Genomic DNA, 24,187 nt, shown 5'->3' on the forward strand with positions numbered 1-24,187 from the left:
CCGCTAGGCCTGATGAGCAGCGCCCCTCTTGTTCAGAACAGCTAGTGCGCCTCGGCCCAGTTGGCTCCTTGCCCAGCATCGACACTCAGCTTCACGTCCAGCTTCACCGCCGGGTCCGAGGCACCTTCCATTACGTCGCGCGCCACATCAATGACCTGATCGACTGCGTCCTCGGCCACTTCGAACAGCAATTCGTCATGCACCTGCAACAGCATCTTGGCCGGCAATCCATTAATCGCATCCGGCATCCGCACCATGGCGCGGCGTATCACATCCGCCGCCGTGCCTTGAATCGGAGCATTGATGGCCGCCCGGCGCGAGAACCCGGCATGCGGCCCCTTGGCATTTATCTCAGGGGTGTGGATTTTGCGCCCGAACAGCGTCTGCACATAACCATGCTCTTTGGCAAAAGCGACCGTGTCATCCATGTACCGGCGAATACCAGGGAACCGCTCGAAATAGCGGTCGATGAACCCTTGCGCTTCGGCCCGAGGAATACGCAGGTTGCGCGCCAGACCAAAGCCCGAGATGCCATAGATCACACCAAAGTTAATCGCTTTGGCCTGACGGCGAATATCCGGCGTCATCTCATCCAGTGGCACATCGAACATCTCGGACGCGGTCATGGCGTGAATGTCCAATCCATCAGAAAACGCCTGTTTCAGAGCCGAAATATCCGCAATATGCGCCAGAATTCTCAGCTCGATCTGGCTATAGTCGAGGCTGACCAGCACATTGCCAGGCTCGGCAATGAACGCCTCACGAATTCGGCGGCCTTCTTCGGTCCGGACCGGAATGTTCTGCAGGTTCGGATCGGTCGAGGCCAGACGGCCGGTGTTGGCCCCGGTGATCGAATAAGACGTATGCACCCGGCCCGTATCGGGGTTGATATGGGTCTGCAGCGCATCCGTGTAGGTCGATTTCAGCTTGGACAGCTGCCGCCAATCCAGCACCCGGCGCGGCAATTCATGCTCAGTCGCAAGGTCTTCCAGAATATCCGCCCCGGTCGAATACTTCCCGGTCTTACCCTTCTTGCCGCCCTCCAAGCTCATCTTGTCGAACAGAATCTCACCCAGCTGCGCAGGAGAGCCGACGTTGAAGTTCTCACCGGCCAGTTCGTGGATTTCAGCCTCTAATCCGGCCATTTTCTGTGCAAATGCGTTGGACATCCGGCTCAGCACATCGCGGTCAACTTTGATGCCGTGCATCTCCATCTCGGCCAGCACGGGCACCAAGGGGCGTTCAAGCGTTTCATAAACAGTCGTCACCTGCACCTGATGCAGCTGCGGCTTGAACAGTTTCCACAGACGCAGGGTGATATCCGCATCTTCGGCGGCATAGGCGGTGGCTTCGTCAATCGGCACCTTGTCGAAAGTGATCGCCGACTTGCCCGAACCCAGCAGCGGTTTGATCGGGATCGGCGTGTGGCTCAGATAGCGTTCGGACAGGGTATCCATACCATGCCCATGCTCGCCCCCATGCATCGCGTAGGACATCAGCATCGTGTCATCGATCGGAGTTACGTCGACGCCGTATCGTTTGAATATCTTGGCATCGTATTTCATATTCTGCCCGATCTTCAGGATCGACGGGTCCTCGAGCATCGGTTTAAGCAGGGTCAGAGCCTCATCCAACGGCATCTGCCCCTCGGCCAATGCATCGGTCCCGAACAGATCATCCGTCGCGCTTTCGCGGTGGATCAACGGAATGTAACAGGCCTCACCCGCCTCAACGCACAGTGAGATACCAACCAGATCGGCGATCATTTCATTCAATCCGGTGGTTTCGGTATCCACCGCAACCCAGCCACGCTCATACGTCTGATCAATCCACTTTTGCAGCGCGCCCGCATCGCGGACGCATTCGTATTTCGACGCATCAAAGGGGATGGCTTCAGCCTCGGTCTCTTCAATTACTGGTGTCGGCGCATCGGCGATCACCGGGGCCTCGGCCCCCAGCTTATCGGCGATCCGCTTGGTGAGGGTGCGGAACTCCATCTCGGCCAGAAAACCCAGCAGAGTGTCCGGTTCGGGGTCTTTCACCTCAAGATCATCAAGGGTGAAATCCAGCGGTGTGTTCTCATCCAGTTGCACCAGCTTTTTCGACAGCTCGATCTGATCTCGCTTTTCGATCAGCGTCTGACGGCGTTTGGGCTGTTTGATTTCTTCGGCACGGTCCAACAGGGTTTCCAGATCGCCATATTCGTTGATCAGCAAGGCCGCTGTCTTGATCCCGATGCCCGGCGCGCCCGGCACGTTATCGACGCTGTCACCGGCCAGCGCCTGAACATCAACCACCCGTTCCGGCCCAACACCGAATTTCTCGATCACGCCATCGCGGTCGATGCGTTTGTTCTTCATCGCGTCCAGCATTTCAACGCCGCCGCCGACCAGTTGCATCAGGTCCTTGTCCGAGCTGACGATAGTCACCCGACCACCAGCCTCGCGTGCCTGAACCGCAAGGGTGGCGATGATGTCATCGGCTTCATAGCCCTCCAACTCTTTGCAAGCGATGTTGAACGCCTGCGTCGCCTCGCGTGTTAGCGGCATTTGCGGGCGCAGGTCTTCGGGCATCGCCTCGCGGTTGGCCTTGTAGAGATCGTACATGTCATTGCGGAACGTGTGCGAGCCTTTGTCGAAAATCACCGCCACATGGGTCGGCGCGTCCGGCCCGGCATTTCCTTCGACATATTTCTGCAGCATGTTGCAGAACCCAGACACAGCGCCAATCGGCAACCCGTCGGATTTCCGTGTCAGAGGGGGCAGCGCGTGATAGGCCCGAAAAATAAAGGCTGAACCGTCGATCAGATGCAGATGGCACCCTTTTCCGAAATTGCTCATGTACGCGCTCCGTTCTGGTTGGGAACGGTTCTGCCACAGGGTCGTGCAGGTGACCAGCGCAGAACACAAACAAACTGCTGATCTGATCGGCTAAGCGAAGCTGAACACCCGCTGAGTCTTTTCCCAGCGCAGCCCCGTACGATCAGCGATGTGCTGCATCTGCTTGTTCAGGGAACGGTCATTCAACCGGCGGCTTAGTGACCGCAACGGAACAAGATTGCGCTCTCCGTAACCGTCGATCAGAAAAAACATCCGAGTCTGATCACGCAGCCCATAGACGATGTTTTCCGCATGAATATCCCGACCCACAATCTGTAGGTCGAACAGTTTTTCTACAAAGCGGTTAAGGTCACCCAACATCTGATCACTCAATTCATGCTGTCGGCATGTCGACAGTAAATGTTTGGCAAGTTGACCATCACCGGATTGGATCCGTTCAACTACAACCCCCGGCCCGACATCCGTCTGCACAACGCCGAATGATCGCGCCAAAGGCAGTTGCGCGATTTTGTCACCGCTTTTTAGCGCGGCTTTCATCTCGCACTCGATCTCTTTCAAAGCGTTGCGAAATGCGGTGTCCGGCAATATCCGTCGCACCAACCGCTTAGAGACCGAGCGGTTTCGGCGTGTACGGGGCCGCGTCACCTTGATCAAAAGTCCAGGCTGATCCGGGTAGGCATACACGTTTCTGTGGCCGCCTTTTGCCAGAGGCTCCTGATCCGATAACCGCAAAAGCTGCACTGCATATAGCATCCGGCCTCCGTTTCGCGCGGCACCTGCCACCCTGTCAGCTTTGTGCCTGACTGCCGGACAGCAAATATTTGCAATCGCAGTACGGGCATTCGACCCAACCGATATCCTCGGGGATTTGCAGCCAGACGCGCGGATGACCCAATGCGCCTTCGCCACCGTCACAGGCGACACGGGCGGTTTCGACGATCTTGGTTTCCGGCGCTTCGATTGTCACGGCTGGCGATCCTTCTTCGGTTGTCGGCCTCGCGGGCATGTATTAGGTGCGTTTATGAGCGATGAGCAAACCGGGGGCAAGGGTCACATGGCCGATGCGGCAATCAAGATCGAAGGGCTGCGCAAAACCTATCGCGGCAGCAAGGGCCAGCCCGAGAAAAGCGCGTTGAAAGGCATCGACCTGACCGTACCGCGTGGGTCGGTCTTTGGTCTGCTGGGGCCGAACGGGGCTGGGAAATCGACCCTAATTAACATTCTGGCCGGGTTGGTGGTGAAAACCTCGGGCCATGTGTCGATCTGGGGCTACGATCAGGACCAGAACCCACGCCAATCCCGTTCCGCCATTGGCGTGATGCCGCAAGAGCTGAACCTCGACCCGTTCTTCACCCCGCGCGGCGCGCTTGAGGTGCAAGCTGGCCTGTATGGCGTGCCCAAAGCCCAACGCCGCAGCGATGAGATTCTGGAGCTGGTCGGCCTCAGCGACAAGGCCGAGGCCTATGCCCGAACGCTCTCGGGCGGGATGCGGCGGCGGCTGCTGCTGGCCAAAGCGCTGGTGCATCACCCTAAGATCCTTGTGCTGGATGAACCGACGGCGGGTGTGGACATAGAACTGCGCCAGATGCTGTGGGCCCACGTGCGCAAGCTGAACGAACAAGGCATGACCATCATCCTGACCACGCACTACCTGGAAGAAGCGCAGGAAATGTGTGACGAGATTGCCATCATCAATCATGGCGAAAAGATCGCACAGGACAGCACCGCCAACCTGTTGGGCCGCGTGGACAGCCGCACTATGGTGATCGCTCCAGACAGCCCGATTATGAATCTGCCCAAGACCGAAGGCGTCGAGGCCGCTTTGCGCGACGATGGTACTTTGGTGCTGAGCTATCGCAGCGCCCAGACCAACGCCGAACAGGTTCTGGAATCCGTACGCTCTGCTGGCATCCGCATCCGCGACGTGCGCACCGAAGAAGCAGATCTCGAGGATGTCTTCCTCGCCCTCACCTCATCCCGCGCGAATGAGACCCCGGCAGACGATCAGGATCAGCCGCGCCGGGGCCTGCACCGGGTCAAGCTTTAGACCCGGTCGATTCGGGCCTGGTAGCAATTGTTTCGCGCGGATCGGACGTGGATATAGCCCACATCGGGGCGGGCAAAGATATCCCTGACCGCAGTGGCAATCTGGTCTGTGGGTGTGATCGCTCCAGTGCCATAGACGATCCGGTCATCAGGTCCGTAACCCTTGATCAGGTAATCCGGTGACGTGGTCAGAATTTCAGGCAGTTCTTCCCCCTCGTATCGCTCGCACTGTGCAGCGCACAGAAATATCGGACCCGTTTCCGCGTAAGGATGTGTCTCTAAGAAAGGTCGGTACGCCAATATCAGCATCTCATCACCTTCGGGAATGTTCTGCAGGCAATGGCGGCATGGATTGCCCTTGCCTGTAGAAGTCGCGCGCTCTGGCATGGCGCCATAAGCATCCGGCTGACCAGCCTGAAGGGCGCGGACTTCTTCGGTGGGCAGTGCAGTGATTTTGAACATCTTGGACCTCCTTTTTTCCGACCATGCCCATCCCGTTAAACCTACGCGACCCGTTTCCTGCGCAAAGGACTCGAAAAAGAACAAAACGTGAATATAATACGGAATCGCCATGTATGCCGAACTGTCGATCACGTCGAATTTCACCTTCCTCACCGGGGCCTCACACCCCGAGGAGTATATGGAGCGTGCCGTCACCCTAGGCCTGTCCGCCATCGCCATCGCTGATGACAACTCGGTGGCCGGGATCGTCCGCGCCCACACACAAGCGCGCGAGATCGCCCGCAAGGTGCGCGAACGGCTGGAGTGGGAGGCGCAGAACACCTCAATCGGCCCGCCTTGTCCGGATCACATCCCGAAACCACCCTCTTATCCCATCCACGCGGTGCCGCGCCTGATCCCGGCGGCCCGGCTGATCTTCACCGACGCGCCCACCGTCACCGCCCTGCCCCTGAACCGGCAAGGCTGGGCCAACCTGTGCCGCATCCTCTCTGTCGGCCGCCTGCGCGCCGAAAAGGGCGACTGTATCCTGCACCTGTCCGATCTGCTGGAGTTTTCCGACGATCTCCACCTGTTACTCTGGCCACAGGCGATCCGCTCTCCGGGCGACGCGGGCACATGGCGGACACAAGCGCAACAGCTGACGCACCGCTTTGCCGGGCGGATGCATCTGTTGATGCACCCCCGCTATGATGGCGCAGATAGCGAACTTTTCCCTTTATTAGAGACTGATTCAAAGCAATTTGGCATCCCCACACTCGCCAGTGCCGCGCCCCTTATGCATCACGGCACCCGCCGCAAGCTGGGTGATGTGCTGACCGCAATCCGCCTGCGCCGCAAGGTCGATGAACTGGGCCGCGAAGCATTGGCCAATGGAGAACAGCGCCTGCGTTCAGAACCCGAGATGCTGCGCATCTTCAAAGGTCATGAAGGAGCGATTACGCGCGCCCACAAACTCAGCGAACAGCTGACCTTTTCGCTAGATGAACTACGCTATGAGTATCCCAGCGAGGGCAGCGAGCAGGAGACCCCGACCCAGCGCCTGCACCGTCTGGCGCATGAAGGGTTGAAATGGCGTTATCCGGCGGGCGCGTCGGAGAAGGCGAAAAAGATGCTGGCGCATGAACTCACCCTGATCGGCAAGCTGAAATACGAACCCTACTTCCTGACCGTCCGCGATATCGTCCATTTCGCCAGATCCCGCGGCATCCTGTGCCAGGGGCGCGGCTCGGCGGCCAATTCGGTGGTCTGCTTCTGTCTCGGCATCACCGAGGTCAGCCCCGAGATGGGCACCATGGTGTTCGAACGCTTTGTTTCCGAGGCACGCGATGAACCGCCAGACATAGACGTCGATTTCGAGCATGAACGACGTGAAGAGGTGATTCAGCACATCTACGACCGCTATGGACGGGAACGCGCGGGCCTCTGCGCCACCGTGATCCACTATCGCGGCAAACGCGCCATCCGCGAGGTTGGCCGGGCGATGGGCCTGACCGAGGATACGATCTCGGCCTTGTCCTCACAGCTTTGGGGCTTCTTCTCGGCCTCGGGACTTGAGGCGCAGCGGATGCGTGAAATCGGTCTGGACCCCGAGGATCGCCGTCTAAAACAAACTCTAATGCTAGTCTATGAGATCGACGGCTTCCCCCGTCATCTCTCACAACATGTCGGTGGCTTCATCATCACTGAAGGGCGCTTGGACGAGCTTGTCCCCATCGAAAACGCCACGATGGAGGACCGTACAGTCATCTGCTGGGACAAGGACGACATCGACTCGTTGGGCATTCTGAAGGTCGATGTCCTCAGCCTCGGGATGCTGACCTGCATCCGCAAGGCGTTCGACCTGATCGGCCAGCACCATCAGACCAGCTATACGCTGGCCACCCTGCCGCCCGAGGACCCGGTGGTCTATGACATGCTCTGCAAAGCAGACTCTATTGGGGTGTTTCAGGTGGAATCACGGGCACAGATGAACTTTCTGCCCCGGATGCGGCCTCGCAATTTCTATGATCTGGTGATCGAAGTCGCCATCATCCGCCCCGGTCCCATTCAGGGCGACATGGTCCACCCCTATATTCGGCGGCGAAATGGTGAGGAGGAGGTCAGCTTCCCCTCGGACGCGCTGGGCGAGGTGCTGGGCAAAACGCTGGGCGTGCCGCTGTTTCAGGAACAGGCGATGCAGATCGCCATCGTCGGCGCTGGCTTCACTCCGGAACAGGCCGACCGATTGCGGCGGTCTCTGGCAACCTTCAAGAAGCACGGCAATGTCAGCGAGTTCCGCGCGCTTTTCTTACGCGGTATGAAGCGCAACGGGTATGAACAGGATTTCGCCGAACGGTGTTTTTCACAGATTGAGGGCTTCGGCTCTTACGGTTTCCCCGAAAGCCACGCAGCCAGCTTTGCGCTGTTGGTCTATGCCTCGGCCTGGATCAAATGCCACCATCCCGGCATCTTCGCCTGCGCGCTGCTGAACTCGCAGCCGATGGGGTTCTATGCCCCAGCGCAAATTGTGCGCGATGCGCGCGAACATGGGGTTCAGGTGCGCCCCGTCTGTATAAATGCCAGTTTCTGGGACAATGTGATGGAACCCGACGGTCATGGCGGGCTAGCTCTGCGGCTTGGGTTCCGCCAGATCAAAGGCCTCAGCGAGGAAGACGCCAGCTGGCTGACTGCCGCGCGTGGCAATGGCTACCATCAGGTCGATGATGTCTGGCGCCGCGCGGGCCTTGGCCCCTCGGTGATCGAACGGTTGGCCGAGGCTGATGCCTTCACCGCTTGCGACCTGACCCGGCGCGAGGCGCTGTGGCAGGCCAAGGCGATTGCCACCGCCAAACCGCTGCCACTGTTTTCACAGGATCTGGAAGGCGAGGCGCTGGACGAGCCCGAAGCCTATCTGCCGCAGATGACCCTGGGCGAGCAGGTGGTCGAGGATTACGTGGCCACCCGCCTCAGCCTCAAGGCGCATCCCGTCGCCCTGCTGCGGCACCTTCTGACGCCGGATCAGCGCGACAAAACCACCCCTGTAGCATGACGGCGTAACCAGATATTGACCCGAAACAGAGTCAAAACCCCGAGACCGCCATGTCCAGACCAACCCTGCCGCCGCGCTTTCCGGCAACCCCTGAACAGATCAACGCGCAGGTCAGCGCGTTCTACGCCCGTGTCAGGGAAGATGAGGTGCTGGGGCCGATCTTCAACAAACATGTCCAAGACTGGCCAGCGCATGAGGAAAAGATCGCCGCTTTCTGGCGCAACGCCATCCTGTTCGAGCGCTGTTATGACGGCAATCCGCAACGCGTGCACATCGAACGGCCCGATGTGAAACCCGAATTCTTTGCCCATTGGCTGGATCTGTTCGAAGAGGTTGCCACCCTGACATTGCCCCCGGAAACCGCCACACCGTGGGTTGCATTGGCGCGCCGTATCGGCGTGGGAATGAAGGCAGGGGTTCAGTCTGCCCGTCAGCCCAAGGACGCTCCGCCGATCCTGCGATGATCGCATGTCATAGCAGCTTTGATATGTTAGCGGTAAAATAAAGACTGTCAGACTCTGTAAAATGGGTTTATGCAGCGTGAAAAGACAGCCCCAGATCATTCCGTGCTGTCAAACACATCGCCCCATGACCCGAGGCCAGACCCATGAGCACTCAAAACACCACCCTCCAGGGTCTTGGCTATGCATTTCTAGGCTTTGCCGTTTTCGCCAGTCATGACGCGCTGATCAAGGTGCTGGGCAGCACTTATTCGGTGATGCAGATCATCTTTTTCGCCACGTTGTTTTCCTTTGTGCCGATGGCGGTGACGATCCTGACCGACAGGGCAACGGGCAATTTCGTACCGCGCCACCCCTGGTTGGTTCTGTTACGGTCGGGGTTGATGGTGACAGGGATGTCCTGCGCATTCTATTCCTTCTCAGTCCTGCCGCTGGCCGAAGTTTATTCGCTGCTGTTTTCTTTCCCACTGATTGTCACCGTCCTGTCCATCCCCATCTTGGGCGAAGTCGTCCGCGCCCAACGCTGGGCCGCTGTCGGAGTAGGTCTGATCGGTGTGCTGATCGTACTACGCCCCGGAGCAACCGACATCACATTTGGCCATCTGGCCGCACTGGCCGCCGCATTCTGCAGCGCCTTTGCGTCCGTTTTGGTGCGCAAAATCGGAAATGAGGAACGTTCGGCGGTGCTGATCCTTTATCCGATGCTGCTGGCCATTGCAGCGATGAGCCTTGCCCAACCCGCTGTGTATCTGCCGCCGTCGCTGCTGCACCTGGCGATGATGGCACTGGTCGGCGTGTTCTCAGTCATCGCTCAGCACCTGATCATCCTGGCCTATCGCGCCGCACCCGCTGGTGTCATTGCGCCCAGCCAGTACAGCCAGATCATCTGGGCCACGCTGTTTGGTATGATCTTCTTCGACGAAAAGCCCGATGCCTGGGTCGCCGTCGGGGCCAGCATCATTATCGCATCCGGCGTATTCGTCGTCTGGCGCGAGAGCCGGACCAACGCTTCCGCCAACACCCCGGTTCTGCGCGTGCGGTCGCCCCGGTCGGATACGGGGGCCACGCGGCCGGGGGAGTAGCGCCACCGCGCACATGAATCTTTACCTGTCTTTGGGCCTGATCTTTAGGCCTCCGTTTACGCCTGCCTCCTCAAATTTTCCTGTCGCGCGAACAAGATCACTCAAGCGTCCGAACCCGTATGATCGCGTGTCGAAAGAGGGGTAATTCTTGAGCAGTTGATTTCCGAGCCAGCCAAGCTCAGCCCATCCGTCGGGTTCTGCGGATTTGAGCACAACATTCCGAATGAGCTGAGAGGCGTGGTTGATTTCCTTTATTGGCGCCAAGTTTTTTCCCTTGGCGTCGCTCGCAGCCTGCGGTTCATCCTTCTTGATGTTTTCGATTGAAATGTAGCGGTTGCACGCTGCCTTGAATGCCCAAGGTGCCTTCTCCTCGCCAATCCCAAACACGCTCAACCCCTGTTCGCGGATGCGACTAGCAAGCCGTGTGAAATCGCTGTCCGAGGATACTAGAACGAACCCGTCGAACCGGCCCGAATGTAAAATGTCCATCGCATCTATCACCAGGGCGATGTCTCCGGCATTCTTCCTAGTTGTGTTGGCGAACTGCTGATGAGGAACAATGGCGTATTTCGCCAGTTTCTCTGCGCTCCATCCCTGTGGAGTGTCACCCGAGAAATCTCCGTAGATCCGGCGCAGACTGGCCTCGCCCAATGTGGCGACTTCCTCGAAAATCTCGACAACATGCTTTGCCGGAACATTCTCCGCATCAATCAGAACTGCGAGGCGGTCCGTACTTCCTGTGGTCACTTCAATCCCTCAACTCAAATACTATTCGTATTGAGGAATGTAAAAACGAAATGGGGCAGGCAAAAGCCCGCCCTCTACATTTAATTTAATTTTATCAGTAGACTACCACCGACCGGATACTTTCGCCTTTATGCATCAGGTCGAAGCCGTGGTTGATGTCGTCCAGGCCCATAGTGTGGGTGATCATCGGGTCGATCTCGATCTTGCCGTCCATGTACCAATCGACGATCTGGGGCACATCCGTCCGGCCCCGCGCGCCACCAAAAGCAGTCCCGCGCCACGAGCGGCCGGTGACCAGCTGGAACGGACGGGTCGAGATCTCGGCCCCCGCAGGCGCTACGCCGATGATGATCGATTCTCCCCAGCCCTTATGCGCCGATTCCAGCGCCGCGCGCATCACGCCGACATTGCCGGTGGCGTCAAAGGTATAATCCGCGCCACCCTTGGTCAGATTGACCAGATAAGGGACCAGATCGCCCTCGACCTCAGAAGGGTTCACGAAATCGGTCATGCCAAACTTGGTGGCCATTTCCACTTTGGAGGGGTTCAGGTCGACACCGACGATCTGATCGGCCCCGGCCAGACGCAGGCCCTGAATCACGTTCAGGCCAATGCCGCCCAGACCGAACACGATGGCGCGGCTGCCGATTTCCACCTTAGCGGTGTTAATCACCGCGCCGATGCCAGTGGTGACGCCGCAGCCGATATAGCAGATCTTGTCGAAGGGCGCGTCCTCGCGCACTTTGGCCAGCGCGATCTCGGGCAGAACCGTGTGGTTCGAGAAGGTCGAACAGCCCATGTAATGCAGGATCGGATCGCCATCCAAAGTCGAGAAGCGCGAGGTGCCATCGGGCATTAGACCCCGGCCTTGGGTTTCGCGGATCGCCTGACACAGGTTGGTCTTGGGATGCAGACAATATTCGCACTCGCGACATTCGGGGGTGTAGAGCGGGATCACGTGATCGCCCGGCTTCAGGCTGGTCACGCCTGGGCCGACCTCAACCACGACGCCCGCGCCTTCATGGCCCAGAATGGCCGGGAACAGGCCCTCGGGGTCCGCGCCCGACAGGGTGAATTCATCGGTGTGACAAATGCCGGTGGCCTTGATCTCCACCAGAACCTCACCCGCTTTGGGGCCTTCGAGGTTCACTTCCATCACTTCCAAAGGTTTGCCGGCCTGAACGGCGACGGCGGCACGGGTACGCATATCGTTGTCTCCCTGTCTTCTTTGACCCGACCCTGCGTCAATCGCAGAGGGTTTTCAACTGCGCTTTAGTGGCAGATTGGCTAATGTTTTGATATTGCAGAAACGACATTGCCGCAAAGAGGAACGCCAATGCACCGCTTTATCCCGATCCTGATCCTGCTGGCCGCCTGCGCCGAGACACCTCCTGCGCCGGAAGACGCCCGCCTTTCACCCGAAGCAGCCCCGGTCGATCTGGCCTTTTGTGAGGGGGAACAGTTTACCGATTCTATTGGTCAGCCAGTCTCGAGCATTCTGGGTTTGTTGCCCGAACGCGCGCGCGTGCTGGGGCCGGATGAATTGGCCACACAAGATTACCGGATCGACCGTCTGAACGTGTTCATCAATGACGCCGGCATCATTCAACGTCTGACCTGCGGGTAGGCGTGGACTCAGGCACTGATTCTACGATAAGAACAAAATGGGAACATTTTGATGTCTGCCGATGCCCAAACGCCGAATACTCTCACTCTGGTTTCCCCGTCTGGGGGCTGAACGGCTGGTCCGCGCTGCGCGGGGCCTGCAGGATGGACCTTTGGCTGTGGTAGCCGAGCAGGCGAACATGCAGGTTGTCACCTCGCTGAATGCACAGGCTCAGGCCGCCGGGTTACGCGTGGGTCAGCCGGTGCGCGATGCCCATGCCATGTGCGCAAACCTTGTGACGCGGCCCCGCAATGCCCCGGCCGAGGCGGCGTTTCTGACCGCTTTGCGCCGCTGGGCAGGCAAGTTCAGCCCCTGGGTGGCCGAGGAATCGCCGGACGGGCTGATTGTCGACCTGTCGGGTTGTGCCCATCTGTTCGGCGGCGAAGAGGCACTGCTGAGCGTCCTTGAGATTGATTGCGCAGATATGGGTCTGAGCGTGCAGATGGGCATCGCTGACACGCTGGGCGCGGCCTGGGCGCTGGCGCGATACGCGGGACAAGAGGCCACGTCCGACCGCAACGGCGACGCCATCAGCCAAGAGGCCCGCGCCACCCGTGCCCGCGCCACCAAGCGGCGGCACTGGACCAAAGGTGGCGCCGCGCCGCAGGTGATGGCGCTGGGCGGCGGCGCACGGGTTGCAGCGCCGGGGCAGTCTTATGGCGCACTCAGCCCCCTGCCCATTGCAGCGCTGCGGTTGGAGGATCAGACCGTGGCGCAGTTGAACCGTCTGGGCCTGCGCCGGATCGGCGATCTGTTGGGCCAGCCGCGTGCCAGTTTGGCGCGGCGGTTCGGGCGGGGTCTGGTGCTGCGGCTGGATCAGGCCATGGGCAGCGCGCCCGAGCCGGTCTCGCCCGCCCGTCCGCCGCATCGCTTTGCCGTGCGCATGACCCTGCCCAACCCAATCGGTCTGATCGAAGACGTCATGGCCGCAATCGACCGGGTTCTGCCCACGCTCTGCACCAAGCTTGAGGAAAAGGGACGCGGCGTTCGCACCCTGCGGCTTGAGGCACATCGCGCCGATCAGGCGGCTGAGATTATCGAAGTCGGTCTCGCCCGTCCGACCGTTGACAAATATCGCATTCGCCCCTTGTTAGAGATGAAAGTCGACAAGATTGATGCAGGTTATGGCATCGACATGCTGCGGCTTGTGGCGGTCCAGACCGAACCTATCCACGCCCGCACCATGGCGGGCCATGCCGAGGCCCGCCGCGCCGTGCGGGATCGGCTGGAAGGCAACACGGGCGTCGACGACCTGATCGGTAAGCTTGGCGCGCGCGTGGGGCTAGAGGCGATCACACGGCGACACCCGGCGGCCTCGCATATCCCTGAAAAAACAGCGCAGACTCTAGCCGCTGCGTGGTCGGAACCGGCGCGCGACTGGCCCGTCCCACCACGCCCCCGGCCCTTGCAGATGTGGCAGCCCGAGCCGGTGATGGCGCCGGAAACCCCGAATGTGCCCAGCGCCTTTCGATGGCGTGGACGCGACTGGCAACTGACGCTGGCCACGGGCCCGGAACGCATTGCGCCGGAATGGTGGCTGGATGACCCCAACTGGCGCAGCGGCGTGCGCGATTACTGGGTGGTGGTGACCGAACAGGGCGAGCGGTTGTGGCTATTTTACGGTCATGGTGGCACCATGTCGGCAGGCTGGTTCTGCCAGGGACAGTTTTGTTAGAGTCTATTTTCCACGATAGATCAACCAATCTGGCAGGTAATCCAACAACCGGATCACCCAGGAAAAAGGTGCCGGGAAATCGGTACGAAAACGGCGGTGCAACATCGCCTTGACCACCCGTTCTGCCGCGTCCTCGGGTGTCATCAGCATCGGCATATTGAAACTGTTCTTCTCGGTCAGGCGGGTCTTGATAAAGCCCGGATTGATGATCCGTACCGTCACTCCTGTACCTGCCAAGTCGAACCGCATCGTCTCGGCCAGCGAGATAAGAGCTGCCTTGCTGGCCGCATACCCCACCGCCGCAGGCAGGCCACGATAACCGGACAACGACCCAATCAGAGTGATATCCCCCCGCCCCCTGCGCACGAAACCGGGCACCATTTCTCCGAGAACCCTTAGCGCGCCAGTGTAATTCACATCCGTCATCGCCAACACGGCCTCAGACTCCCAATCGCCCGAGCGCATCGGTTCATAGGCCCCGGCGTTATAGACCAACCCATCAACCTCTCCGACCTCGACCGCAGCACGACGCACCGCGCCCAGATTGGTCACGTCACAGGGTACGGCCTGTGCATTTGGCAAGGCGGCACAGATCTCAGCCAGACGGTCAGCGTTGCGGGCAGATAGGATAAGATGCGTACCCCGACGGCTGAGCGCTTCGGCCAGCGCCCGGCCCAACCCTTCGCTGGCACCGACAATCCAATAGGTTTTTCCGTTAAAACTGCTCATGCCCCAGCCAATTCAGTTATGTCTCTTATTTTACGAGCAGAGCAAGGCGCTGGATCACATCACCAGCCTTCACGACATAGTGCATTTGCGAAAAACTTCTGATCCGAGTGATCCATCCCCGCATATCCTGCGTATCCTATTGTAAAATGTCGCACAAAGAGGATGGCATGTTCGACGAAACCCGGGGCATACGCAAGAAAATCGCAGTGGTCGGCGCAGGTATATCAGGCCTGTCAGCTGCTTACTATCTGTCCAAAATCAACGATGTGACCCTATTCGAGGCTGAACCCCGGCTCGGCGGGCATGCACGCACCGTGATGGCCGGAAAGAATGGGGATCAGCCCGTCGACACCGGATTTATCGTTTTCAATTATGTCACTTACCCCTATCTGACCCGTCTGTTCGACGAATTGAATGTCCCCGTAATCAAATCCGAGATGAGCTTTGGGGCCACCATCGACAACGGCCGTATCGAGTACGGCCTGAACAATTTGCGCACCCTGACGGCACAAAAACGGAACTTGGCGAGACCTGCCTATTACAAAATGATCGCGGATATCCTGCGCTTTGGCAAAGAGGCACCCGAAGCCGCCCGCGACGACGACACCACGATCGGAGAACTGGTCGATCAGCTGCGTCTGGGCCATTGGTTTCGCCATAATTACCTGATGCCGATGTGCGGCGCGATCTGGTCCACTCCGGTCGAATTTGTGGATCAGTTCCCGGCCCGGTCGTTGGTGCAGTTCTTTCGCAACCACGCCTTGTTGGCCAGTGGGCGCGCCGGACAGCATCAATGGTATACGGTGAAAGGCGGCAGCATCGAATATGTCCGTCGCATTGATGCCGCGTTACGTGGGCGCGGGTGCGAAATCCGTCTGGCCTGCCCGGTTGAGCATATTCAACGCGACGAAACCGGAGTGACCGTCCACAGTCAGGGTCAAGTTGATCTGTTTGATGAGATCATCCTGGCCACCCATTCCGATCAATCGCTCGCCATCCTTGGCGAGGCCGCAACAGACGAAGAAAAGACCGCATTAGGGTCTATTAAGTACCAATCCAACACCGCCATTCTACATTGCGACCCACGCCAGATGCCCCGGCGGCGCGCGTGTTGGTCCAGTTGGACATATCGCTCGCAGGCGGGAAATGTTGGCGTTACCTACTGGATGAACCGGCTGCAGAACATCCCGGACAACGACCCGTTATTTGTGACGCTGAACGCATCGTCGGAAATTCCTGCAGATAAAATTTATGACACGGTCGAGTTTGCCCACCCGGTATTCGACAAGGCTGCTCTGAAGGCCCAGGGGCAAATTCGTCAGATGCAGGGGCAGAATCGAACTTGGTTTGCCGGTGCGTATAATCGGCACGGCTTTCACGAAGACGGGATTGCCAGCGCGATGCATGTCGTCGAGCGCCTGAACGGCACCCCGCACACACTCGGAGCTGACAATGGCATTCTTGCACAAGATCCGGCCATCCCTGCCTCGGCCGACCTATAACCCTCTTCGCGCAGCGCTTCTGTCGTTTGCTTTGCTGGTCCCGGGCGGGCTGGCGGCGTCTTCTGGCCTGAACGCGCTGGGCGACGCACAACTGCGCGGCACCGCAACATTTCGGTATTTGGGGTTCCCACTGTATGATGCGCAGTTGTTCACACCGGGCGGTGCCCCGTTCAACTGGTCCGAGGATTTCGGGCTGGAGCTGAAATACCACCGCAATGTGACCCAAAAGGCACTGATCAATTCAACCTTGAACGAGATGGCACGCATTGGTCACCCGGCACCGGTGCGCGATCAGCTGCAAACTTGTTTCAAAGCGGTTAACAAAGGGGATCGCTATCTGGCGGTTTCGGAGGGACCGAATATGGTTTCCTTCTGGCTGAATGGGCGTAAGACCTGCACAATGTCGTATCCGGGTATCAAACGTAGTTTCATGTCTGTGTTTCTAGGGGATAATACTCGGTCGGCCGCTTTCGCGCAGAAACTGCGCGGGCAGTAATGTTGTATCCACGCGTTAGTCTGTATGCGCTGATGCTCGCTGCGGCGGGCATACCTCTGTATATCCACCTTCCACGCTTTGCTGCCGTTAACCTGGGTATTGGGTTGGGTGTGATTGGTACCGTTCTTCTGGTGATACGTCTGATCGATCTGGTTCAGGATCCGCTAATCGGATGGGCCATCGACCGCTGGCCAGGCGAGCAACTTCTGTTTGCGGCGACAGCCGCGATTGGGTTAGCGGTCGGATTCCCTATGTTGTTTGGATTACCAGCAGGGACAAACATTCTGGTATTAGTGTCTATACTAGTCCTGCTATTTTCGGCCTATAGCCTGGGCACTATCCTGCTTTACGGGCGCAGTGCGACCCTGGCCAAACGGCCCGAACCGAAAGAGCTGATCACTATGGCCGCCTGGCGCGAAGGCGGACAACTAACAGGCGTCATCCTTGCAGCCAGCGCCCCGGCCTTGCTCGTGGCCTTCGGCGCCGGCGCGCAGGGATATCCGGCCTTTGGCCTGTTTCTTGGCCTGATTGCAATCCTCACCCTGTTTTTGACCTTCCCGATCTGGCGCCGTCCACCGATCACTGGCGATGGTCTGTCCTTTGCCGGGCTGGCTCAGGCCGGAGCGTTGCGCCTATTGCTGCTAGCTCTCGTCAACAGCTTGCCGGTAGCAATCACCTCGACCCTGTTTTTATTCTTTGTCGAAGACCGCCTGCAATTGTCCGGAAAAGCCGGACCCCTGTTGATCTTGTTCTTTCTCAGTGCCGGGGTCAGCGTTCCGCTTTGGGCAAAGCTGGCGAAGCAAATTAGCCCGAAAAAGACTCTGATTATCGCCATGCCGCTGTCTATTGCGGGGTTTATCGGTGCCGCTTTGTTATCAGCCGGAAACCTGACCGGATTCGCCGCGATCTGTCTGGCGTCAGGTGCAGCGCTTGGGGCGGATATGGTGGTGTTACCTGCCATGTTTTCGGTCGTGCTGACACGGGCGGGGCTGAATGCATCCGCCGCGTTCGGCATCTGGTCCTTCGCTGGCAAGCTGGGTCTTGCGCTCGCTGCCTTTTTCACTCTGCCGCTGCTGGAGCGCAGCGGGTTCACCCCAGGACAAGCAAATTCGGCCGAGGCGTTGCGCATCCTCACCCTCACTTATGCCGTGCTGCCCTGCATCTTGAAACTCGGCGCGTTCGGGCTGGTCCTGACGCTGCCTACTGAGGTCTCAGCCAAATGAAACTGCTTGCCGTTATTCTGCTCGCCATTCTTGCTGTGCTCGCTGCCAGATCCCGATTTTTGAGCTTTCGGTCGCAATCCCCCGCGGATTACAGCGGCACCGGGCCCGAATTCAAAATGAAAGAGGTCTTGAATGGAGATATCCTGTCCGAAGGGCTGATCCATGGCCCCAATGGCAAGATGTCGAACAGCTTTGTTGCCCGTATGGTGGGAAAATGGGACGGCAATACAGGCACGCTGGCCGAATATTTCTCCTATTCCAACGGCAAGAAGATGACCCGCAAATGGTATCTGACGCTGGGCACCGGTAACACGTTTACCGCGACAGCAGATGATATTGTCGGCGAAGGTCACGGCACGATCTCGGGATCGACCGTCAAGCTGACTTATCGGATCATCCTGCCCCAAGATGCAGGCGGACACACACTGGACGTCACCGACTGGATGTACCTGACGAAAAACGGTGTGATCATGAACCGGTCCGAAATGCGCAAATTCGGCATCAAGGTTGCCGAACTGGTCGCCACCATGCGCCCCGCGTCCGAGGCTAAATCGGCTCATATCAGCGGATCAAACGGCTATGACGCAACGGCGGAAACGAGGACCTTGCAATGATCGCCCGCCGCGTTCTGATCGGGGCGCTTGCCATCGCAGGACTTGCCGCGCTGACCGCCTGTTCCGCCAAGCCACGCGCGCCCAAAAGCTTTCTGTCCGACCGGCAGTTGAACCTTGAGGAATTCTTTGTGGGCAAGACAGTCGCCCATGGTCAGTTTCAGGATGTGCTGGGCAACGTCCCCCGCCGATTTACGGTGGATATCAAGGGCACATGGGACGGCGAAACCCTGACCCTGGTTGAGGATTTCATTTATGACGACGGCACCACCGAACAACGTATCTGGTCCCTGACCAAAACTGGCGAGGACACCTGGACCGGCAATGCGCCCGGCGTTCTGGGCACGGCCAGCGGGGTTGAGCGGGGCGATACGTTCAACTGGGCATACAAGATCGACCTGCCGATCAAGGGTGGCACCATGCGTGTCAACTTTGACGACTGGATGTGGCTGCTAAGCGATGACCGCCTGCTTAACCGTGCCTATGTTTCGCGGTATGGTGTGCGGCTGGGCGAGGTCATCCTGTTCTTTGAAAAACAGTAGGCCACCCAAAAGGGCGCGCCCGAAGGCCCGCCCTTGAATCTTGGTCGATCAGGTCACTTTAGAAGTTGAACCAGACACCAAAGTCGGCCTGAATCCGGCTGTCTTCGTCGCCGTCTTTAACTTCGCCAACGGCACCACGCAGTGTAGCGCCCGCGCCCAGATCATAGATGGCGCCCACACCGATGTTACGTGTGTCACTGTCGGCCGAACCGTCACCATAGACCAGTTGCAGCGTGGTCGCCGCCCCTAGATCATAGGCGACCGAGAACCCATAAGCGGTTCCGTTTTCATCATCGTCGGCCACATCGTCATCGGCCAGAAATAATGTGCCGTAGAAATCGTTAAGTTCAGCACTCAGGGTGAAGACCGTCAGGCTTTCCTTTTCGATACCATCACCTTCATCTGTTTCACCGTAAACCAACGATGCGGTGATGTTATTGAAGGTATATGAAGCACCAACATCCCAGCGGTCGCGGTCAGACGTGGCACCAGCGCCCTGGAAGATTGTGTTTTGGTCATACGATGCGCTGAAAGCAAAGTCGCCAACTGCGTATTGGAAGAATACGGCATTGTCGCCCGAACCGGTCGAATCATATTCGAGGAACGAGTAGTTCACACCCGAATACTGACCCAAAAACTCTTCCAGGCCGGGTTCGGTGCCGAAATAGTCATCCAGATTGTCGAACGAACCTGCGACGTTACCGGCGTCAACGCGAAAGCCGCCATAGATAACCGAGAACCGCGCGCCGTTCAGGCCCGCGCTGTCGGCTTCGCCTGTGTCCGAGTCTTCGTCTGCCTGCAGGCGAACGCGGCCTTCGAAGCGAACGCCGCCATCAGTTTCTGTGAAGCCATCAATGTTCAGGCGGAACCGCGAAATCAGGATGGCGTCATCGGTTTCGTTCGAATTCGTGACGACTGCACCGCCCGCTGTGGTCGACGACGTCGTCGCGGTGCGATCTTCCAGATAGCCAATACCAAAACGACCATAACCGCTGAGGTTTAGGCCAGATTCAGCTGCCGCCAAACCTGTGGTTGCAATCAAAGCAGTTGAAGCGAAAAGTAGATTTTTCATGAGTAAACCCATAGGAGTGAGAGGAGATTGGCTACAGGGCGTGGCTGCGCGTCTAGTCGAATAAATCCCGGGCAGCCTCAACAGCATACGCGATCATTCGTTCCTCATGCTCTTGGCTGGCGTTGCAACTGTGCACAACTGGGCCCAAAGATTTTGGTTTTTTTCATTTATTTTCAATTTGTTATCTTGAAATCGAAGGCTTATTACGGAAAGTTGATCCAAGAAAATACCTGAGACCTCTTTAAATCAGACAGATCTTCCCAGTAACCGGCACAAGCATTTATGCATCCAGAACAGTACGTTATGACAGTGTGACTGGGTGGAGCTTGACACGTTTGAAAATACAGGCCCAGACCGTCAAGCAAAGCGTCCAATCAGTTGCCGAAATAGACAAAAGACAGCGATTTGCTAACGCCTCCGGGCGGTTTCGGGAACGGCGACGCCGCTTCGACCTGGGCCTTGGCTGCCCGTTCAAGATCTGGAGAACCGTTGGTGTCCACGACTTCGACATAGGCCAGGGTTCCATCCGGGTTGATGACAAAAAACACCCGCGCAAATCCCCGCGCCGCCGTATAGACGATCGGCGCGCGGTTCAGATGAACCAGAACCTTCCCGGCATAGTTCGTCCTGTCCGAGTTTCCGGGCCCGCGCCCGCCTGAACGTCGGCCGCTGTCACCCGAAGTGAACCTATCGACACCCTGGCGCGCATACGTGGTCAGGGGGGATTCGATTTCGCGCGACGGGTACCTCAGGTTGCTGAAGTCCCGCACGCTACGTAATGTATCCCGCGGCTCTGCCTGCGGACGACGATCCGGCAATTGCGGACGGATCGAAGAGGTCACGGCCAGTTCGGACCCTTCGCTGCTCTCCTCCTCCTGGGGCACGGGTTCAGCTGGGGTGGCTGGTATATCGGCGTCGACTGCTTCGCTTTCAGTAGGAACGGCTGGCTCTACCGATGGCAGAACATCTTCGGACGGCTCCGGCAACGCCGCAAGCTGCTCGGTCTCGGCTGGTTCGGGCGCAGCGGGGACCTCGGTGACCGGCTCGGTCACCTCGAGGGGGCTTTCAGGGGCTTCGACAGTTTCGGCTGTTTCAACCGGCGGGGTTTCATCCACTTCGTCGCTGGCGCTTTGGTCGCCATCCGTTGTGTCCTGTGTTTCGGGGGCCTCCGACTCGACCGGTTCGGGGGAAACCGGCTGCAATACTTCAGACGTGCCGGTATCGGGCGCAAATGTCTGTTGTGGATCGTCCGAGGCCACATGCACTTCACTGGTCGGAATCTCTGCAGGTTCGGGTGGCTCTTCGACTGGGGGTTCAGGCGTTTCCACCGGTTCAGGTTCAACCGGTTCGGCGATAGCCTCGACCAAGTCTTCGAAACTATTGCCCAGTTCGATACTGTCCGTTGGGCCGGATGTACCTGGCTGTTCTGTCAGTCTGGGTGCGGTCAGACCCAACCCCGCCAGATGCAGCAACAACGACAGCAACGCAGCTAGGACCGCAATGACGACCGACCCCCGGATCATTCCAGCGCCTTTTCAGTTACAACAAACACGGATACGGCACCCAATCGGCGCAGCTCTCCGGTCACTTCCATCAACCGCATGCCGGGTGCCTCGCGATCGGGGACGATGCGCACGGGTTCGGGTTCGCGCCCTGCCATATAGGATTCGGGGTCCATCGGCGCGCCGCGAAAGCTGAGCGTTCCGTCTCGGTGCAACACCAGCGCATCAGGCGGTTCACGGCCTTCCAGCTCTGACGTGTCGACCAGATCCAGATCGGGGTCCAGCGGCGTGGCCACAGTGCCTGCGATCAGAAAAAAGATCAGCATCAGGAACACGACATTGATCAGCGCAATGGTCGAGTCGCGTTTGCGGCGGGGGCGGCCAGGGCGGATCATTCCAGCACCAGAACGCTGAGGCCGTCGCGCCCGCGCAGCAAAACCAACAGGTCCACCAGCCGCTGCGCCGTCGTATCGGGGTCTAGGCTGACCAACACCTGCCCGGTCGTAACCTGCGCTGTCAGATCTTCGAAGGTGACCGGTGTACCGTTTAGATCCAGTCTGTCAGTCCCTAGCTGGACAAAGGCGCGGTCCTGAGGCGTGTCCGAGGTCGCACCGCCAGTTGTGGCCGCGCTCAGCTCGATCTCGCCGTATTTGGAAAATGTCGAGGTCAGCATGAAGAACAGCAACAACAGAAAGATCACGTCGATGAGCGGTGTCATCGCCAGTGGCCGTCTGACAAAGGGTGCGAGGTTACGCATGTCCGGGCGTCACCGCCATGCTCTGTGCGTCTTCGGCCAGCGGGATACCCTGACCTGGCACCAAAACCGTGCGCAGTGCCTTGTCAGCAAACACCCGCTCCCGCGCGGTGCGGCTTTCAAACCATGACAGCACCATCGAAGTCGGCATCGCCACCGCCAAGCCCACCGCAGTGGTCACCAGCGCCACCCAGATACCGCCTGCCAGCAGCGACGGATCGACCGAGGACCCAGCGGATTGCAGGCTGCGGAATGCCTCGATCATGCCCAGAACAGTGCCGAACAGACCCAACAGCGGCGCCAGCTGCGCCACTGTGTCTAATAGGCGAAAACCGCGTTCAAGCCCGGCCAGTGCCAACCCCGCCTCGGCGTCCAGCCGTTGATCCAGCCCGGGTGCATCCGGTGCATCCATCGCCACGCCGACCAACGGCGCCAGATAGCTATTGCTTTTGGCCAATCGCGCACGGGCGGTCTGTTTGTCACCGGCATCCCAGGCATCCAGCGCCTGCGACAAAACCCGATGCCGCCCGACACCCGAGGCAGCGAATTGCCAAAGCTTGTAAAGCGTTACCGCCAACGTCACCACGGACATGGCGATCAGGATGGCAACAACCGGCCCGCCAAGGGCCAGGATCTCACGCAGGGCGTCAAGAAAACTCATCCCAAAAGCTCCACTTCTGTGCGGCTGTGCAAGGCCGGTGTCTTATCGCATATATCACTGTCAACGCCGCTGACAGTGCAGCCGCTCAACCCATTGATCAGAACCCGCCCCAGGTTTTCGCATGTGATGTCGCGCACATCGAACTGACGAACGCGCGGACGCTCGGAAGGCAGATCGCGAAATCCGAAAAGGGTAAAACGTTCAAAAACGCCCGCGGAATCGAAAATCACCACCTGATAGTTGGCAGTGTCAATCGCCGTTGCGGTTTGGTTTTCAACCAAAAAGGTCAGGCGACAGGCTCCTTCAACATTTTCGACCGCATTCAGCTCAACCGCCAGCCCCGGCGCGTCATCCGCAGATTGGGCCTGGGCCGAAAATGGCAGCGTACAAACGATGGCGGCAAGGGCCAAAGGGCGAAACTTCATGAATACGCTCCCAGTTTTTTCACGCAAGCAAGCCTTGACTGCGCTTCATCCGTCTTATCCAAGACCGCACGACCGCGAAAGGGTTGCCGACATCATTGTGATAAAGGGCGATTGTTGCTACGTTCAACCCTTGAACCGGGTCGCGGGAGACCGGACACGGAACCGCAATTCCCTGTAGTCCTTCCGCAAACAGTCCCAGCCCTGAATGTCGCCCCTATGCGCCCACCTCAGATTTAGCTGCTCGCGGAGCAATTCCAACTCAAGATCGTATTCTCACATTTACGCTCCACCTCTACCTGCAACTTGCAGATACTACTTGGATTTTAATACAGATAGCAGCTGTTTCTCGTAGGGATCGCATCAATTTTTTTAGGCTGGAGATGTGCTCTGTACTGTTTAAGTGACTTTACAAAAACCAGATTTCAGCACGGCTGCGCTGCGGCAAGAAACCATGTTCTCAAATACGGAAAATGTGGACATGAGCCGAACACATAGGGCCCCAATATTAACGCCACCTTCGACATCAATTTAAGTCTTTTCATTTGTTGAAAAAGTGGAGAGCCGTGCAGTATTCGAACCTGCGAACCACTAACAAAAAGAACGCCCAGAGCCATTTCTCTGTATTTCTCCAGATTTCGCCACACTCCCAAAAATGAAGCAAAA

At 58.5% G+C, this 24,187-nt stretch carries 24 protein-coding genes; 11 read left to right on the plus strand and 13 right to left on the minus strand.

Features of this window, described 5'->3' with window-relative positions:
- Positions 1–41: 41 nt before the first annotated feature.
- The 3 genes from polA to RUE5091_RS14830 form a co-directional block, all read right to left on the minus strand.
- A complete protein-coding gene (gene polA, locus RUE5091_RS14820; RefSeq protein WP_058282705.1) occupies positions 42–2,840 on the minus strand; it encodes a DNA polymerase I in 2,799 nt (932 codons plus the stop codon).
- Between the two features lie 90 nt (positions 2,841–2,930).
- Positions 2,931–3,593 (minus strand): YrbL family protein, encoded by a 663-nt coding sequence (locus RUE5091_RS14825; protein ID WP_058282806.1) that lies wholly within the window; start codon positions 3,591–3,593, stop codon positions 2,931–2,933.
- Between the two features lie 34 nt (positions 3,594–3,627).
- Complete coding sequence (locus RUE5091_RS14830) at positions 3,628–3,807, minus strand: zinc-finger domain-containing protein (protein ID WP_058282807.1); 180 nt, start codon at positions 3,805–3,807, stop codon at positions 3,628–3,630.
- Positions 3,808–3,894: 87 nt separating this feature from the next.
- Between RUE5091_RS14830 and RUE5091_RS14835 the strand changes: the two genes are divergently transcribed.
- Positions 3,895–4,887 carry an ABC transporter ATP-binding protein gene (locus tag RUE5091_RS14835; RefSeq protein ID WP_058282808.1) on the plus strand — a complete coding sequence of 331 codons (993 nt, stop codon included), beginning with the start codon at positions 3,895–3,897 and terminating at the stop codon, positions 4,885–4,887.
- Here the strand turns inward: RUE5091_RS14835 and RUE5091_RS14840 are convergent.
- Positions 4,884–5,348 (minus strand): DUF1203 domain-containing protein, encoded by a 465-nt coding sequence (locus RUE5091_RS14840; protein WP_058282809.1) that lies wholly within the window; start codon positions 5,346–5,348, stop codon positions 4,884–4,886. The genes RUE5091_RS14835 and RUE5091_RS14840 overlap by 4 nt on opposite strands.
- A 109-nt stretch (positions 5,349–5,457) precedes the next feature.
- Here RUE5091_RS14840 and RUE5091_RS14845 point away from each other — a divergent pair, with 109 nt between their 5' ends.
- The 3 genes from RUE5091_RS14845 to RUE5091_RS14855 all read left to right on the plus strand — a co-directional run bounded on the left by RUE5091_RS14845 (position 5,458) and on the right by RUE5091_RS14855 (position 9,919).
- Positions 5,458–8,376 (plus strand): error-prone DNA polymerase, encoded by a 2,919-nt coding sequence (locus tag RUE5091_RS14845; RefSeq protein WP_058282706.1) that lies wholly within the window; start codon positions 5,458–5,460, stop codon positions 8,374–8,376.
- 50 nt (positions 8,377–8,426) lie between these two features.
- Complete coding sequence (locus RUE5091_RS14850; RefSeq protein WP_058282707.1) at positions 8,427–8,840, plus strand: group III truncated hemoglobin; 414 nt, start codon at positions 8,427–8,429, stop codon at positions 8,838–8,840.
- Between the two features lie 143 nt (positions 8,841–8,983).
- Complete coding sequence (locus RUE5091_RS14855; RefSeq protein WP_058282708.1) at positions 8,984–9,919, plus strand: DMT family transporter; 936 nt, start codon at positions 8,984–8,986, stop codon at positions 9,917–9,919.
- 21 nt (positions 9,920–9,940) lie between these two features.
- Here RUE5091_RS14855 and RUE5091_RS14860 read toward each other — a convergent pair whose 3' ends face one another.
- Positions 9,941–10,666, minus strand: a complete 726-nt coding sequence (locus tag RUE5091_RS14860) for an NYN domain-containing protein (RefSeq protein ID WP_058282709.1) — start codon at positions 10,664–10,666, stop codon at positions 9,941–9,943.
- Positions 10,667–10,760: 94 nt separating this feature from the next.
- A complete protein-coding gene (locus RUE5091_RS14865) occupies positions 10,761–11,873 on the minus strand; it encodes an S-(hydroxymethyl)glutathione dehydrogenase/class III alcohol dehydrogenase (RefSeq protein WP_058282710.1) in 1,113 nt (370 codons plus the stop codon).
- Between the two features lie 129 nt (positions 11,874–12,002).
- Here RUE5091_RS14865 and RUE5091_RS14870 point away from each other — a divergent pair, with 129 nt between their 5' ends.
- Positions 12,003–12,293 carry an I78 family peptidase inhibitor gene (locus RUE5091_RS14870; protein ID WP_058282711.1) on the plus strand — a complete coding sequence of 97 codons (291 nt, stop codon included), beginning with the start codon at positions 12,003–12,005 and terminating at the stop codon, positions 12,291–12,293.
- A 61-nt stretch (positions 12,294–12,354) separates the two neighbouring features.
- Positions 12,355–14,007, plus strand: coding sequence for a Y-family DNA polymerase (locus tag RUE5091_RS14875; protein WP_058282712.1), 1,653 nt, complete (start codon positions 12,355–12,357; stop codon positions 14,005–14,007).
- Between the two features lie 3 nt (positions 14,008–14,010).
- Here RUE5091_RS14875 and RUE5091_RS14880 read toward each other — a convergent pair whose 3' ends face one another.
- The gene (locus RUE5091_RS14880) at positions 14,011–14,736 is read right to left on the minus strand and encodes an SDR family NAD(P)-dependent oxidoreductase (RefSeq protein ID WP_058282713.1); all 726 of its coding nucleotides are present in this window, start codon (positions 14,734–14,736) and stop codon (positions 14,011–14,013) included.
- Between the two features lie 167 nt (positions 14,737–14,903).
- On the opposite strand from RUE5091_RS14880, the gene RUE5091_RS14885 reads away from it, so the two are divergent.
- The 5 genes from RUE5091_RS14885 to RUE5091_RS14905 are packed head-to-tail and all read left to right on the plus strand — an operon-like array spanning position 14,904 to position 19,110.
- On the plus strand, positions 14,904–16,238 hold the full coding sequence (locus RUE5091_RS14885) for an NAD(P)/FAD-dependent oxidoreductase (RefSeq protein WP_058282810.1): 1,335 nt from the start codon (positions 14,904–14,906) through the stop codon (positions 16,236–16,238).
- Entirely contained in the window at positions 16,189–16,734 is a 546-nt protein-coding gene (locus RUE5091_RS14890) for a hypothetical protein (protein ID WP_058282714.1), read from the plus strand. Before RUE5091_RS14885 ends, RUE5091_RS14890 begins: the two co-directional genes overlap by 50 nt.
- Positions 16,734–17,957 carry an MFS transporter gene (locus RUE5091_RS14895; RefSeq protein WP_058282715.1) on the plus strand — a complete coding sequence of 408 codons (1,224 nt, stop codon included), beginning with the start codon at positions 16,734–16,736 and terminating at the stop codon, positions 17,955–17,957. The genes RUE5091_RS14890 and RUE5091_RS14895 overlap by 1 nt, the downstream gene beginning before the upstream one ends.
- The gene (locus RUE5091_RS14900) at positions 17,954–18,571 is read left to right on the plus strand and encodes a DUF3833 domain-containing protein (protein WP_058282716.1); all 618 of its coding nucleotides are present in this window, start codon (positions 17,954–17,956) and stop codon (positions 18,569–18,571) included. Before RUE5091_RS14895 ends, RUE5091_RS14900 begins: the two co-directional genes overlap by 4 nt.
- Positions 18,568–19,110 carry a DUF3833 domain-containing protein gene (locus tag RUE5091_RS14905; protein WP_058282717.1) on the plus strand — a complete coding sequence of 181 codons (543 nt, stop codon included), beginning with the start codon at positions 18,568–18,570 and terminating at the stop codon, positions 19,108–19,110. Before RUE5091_RS14900 ends, RUE5091_RS14905 begins: the two co-directional genes overlap by 4 nt.
- 58 nt (positions 19,111–19,168) lie before the next feature.
- On the opposite strand, the gene RUE5091_RS14910 is transcribed toward RUE5091_RS14905, so the two are convergent.
- The 6 genes from RUE5091_RS14910 to RUE5091_RS14935 all read right to left on the minus strand — a co-directional run bounded on the left by RUE5091_RS14910 (position 19,169) and on the right by RUE5091_RS14935 (position 23,524).
- Positions 19,169–20,182 (minus strand): porin, encoded by a 1,014-nt coding sequence (locus RUE5091_RS14910; protein WP_058282718.1) that lies wholly within the window; start codon positions 20,180–20,182, stop codon positions 19,169–19,171.
- A 374-nt stretch (positions 20,183–20,556) separates the two neighbouring features.
- Positions 20,557–21,705 carry an energy transducer TonB family protein gene (locus RUE5091_RS14915; RefSeq protein ID WP_058282719.1) on the minus strand — a complete coding sequence of 383 codons (1,149 nt, stop codon included), beginning with the start codon at positions 21,703–21,705 and terminating at the stop codon, positions 20,557–20,559.
- Positions 21,702–22,079 carry an ExbD/TolR family protein gene (locus tag RUE5091_RS14920; protein WP_058282720.1) on the minus strand — a complete coding sequence of 126 codons (378 nt, stop codon included), beginning with the start codon at positions 22,077–22,079 and terminating at the stop codon, positions 21,702–21,704. The genes RUE5091_RS14915 and RUE5091_RS14920 overlap by 4 nt, the downstream gene beginning before the upstream one ends.
- Positions 22,076–22,441: a biopolymer transporter ExbD gene (locus tag RUE5091_RS14925; protein ID WP_243470792.1), complete on the minus strand. Its 366-nt coding sequence runs from the start codon at positions 22,439–22,441 to the stop codon at positions 22,076–22,078. The genes RUE5091_RS14920 and RUE5091_RS14925 overlap by 4 nt, the downstream gene beginning before the upstream one ends.
- A complete protein-coding gene (locus RUE5091_RS14930; protein ID WP_058282722.1) occupies positions 22,434–23,099 on the minus strand; it encodes a MotA/TolQ/ExbB proton channel family protein in 666 nt (221 codons plus the stop codon). Before RUE5091_RS14930 ends, RUE5091_RS14925 begins: the two co-directional genes overlap by 8 nt.
- Complete coding sequence (locus RUE5091_RS14935; RefSeq protein WP_058282723.1) at positions 23,096–23,524, minus strand: hypothetical protein; 429 nt, start codon at positions 23,522–23,524, stop codon at positions 23,096–23,098. The genes RUE5091_RS14930 and RUE5091_RS14935 overlap by 4 nt, the downstream gene beginning before the upstream one ends.
- Between the last annotated feature and the right edge of the window lie 663 nt (positions 23,525–24,187).

The sequence above is a fragment of the Ruegeria denitrificans genome, from assembly GCF_001458295.1.
Lineage (GTDB): Bacteria > Pseudomonadota > Alphaproteobacteria > Rhodobacterales > Rhodobacteraceae > Ruegeria > Ruegeria denitrificans.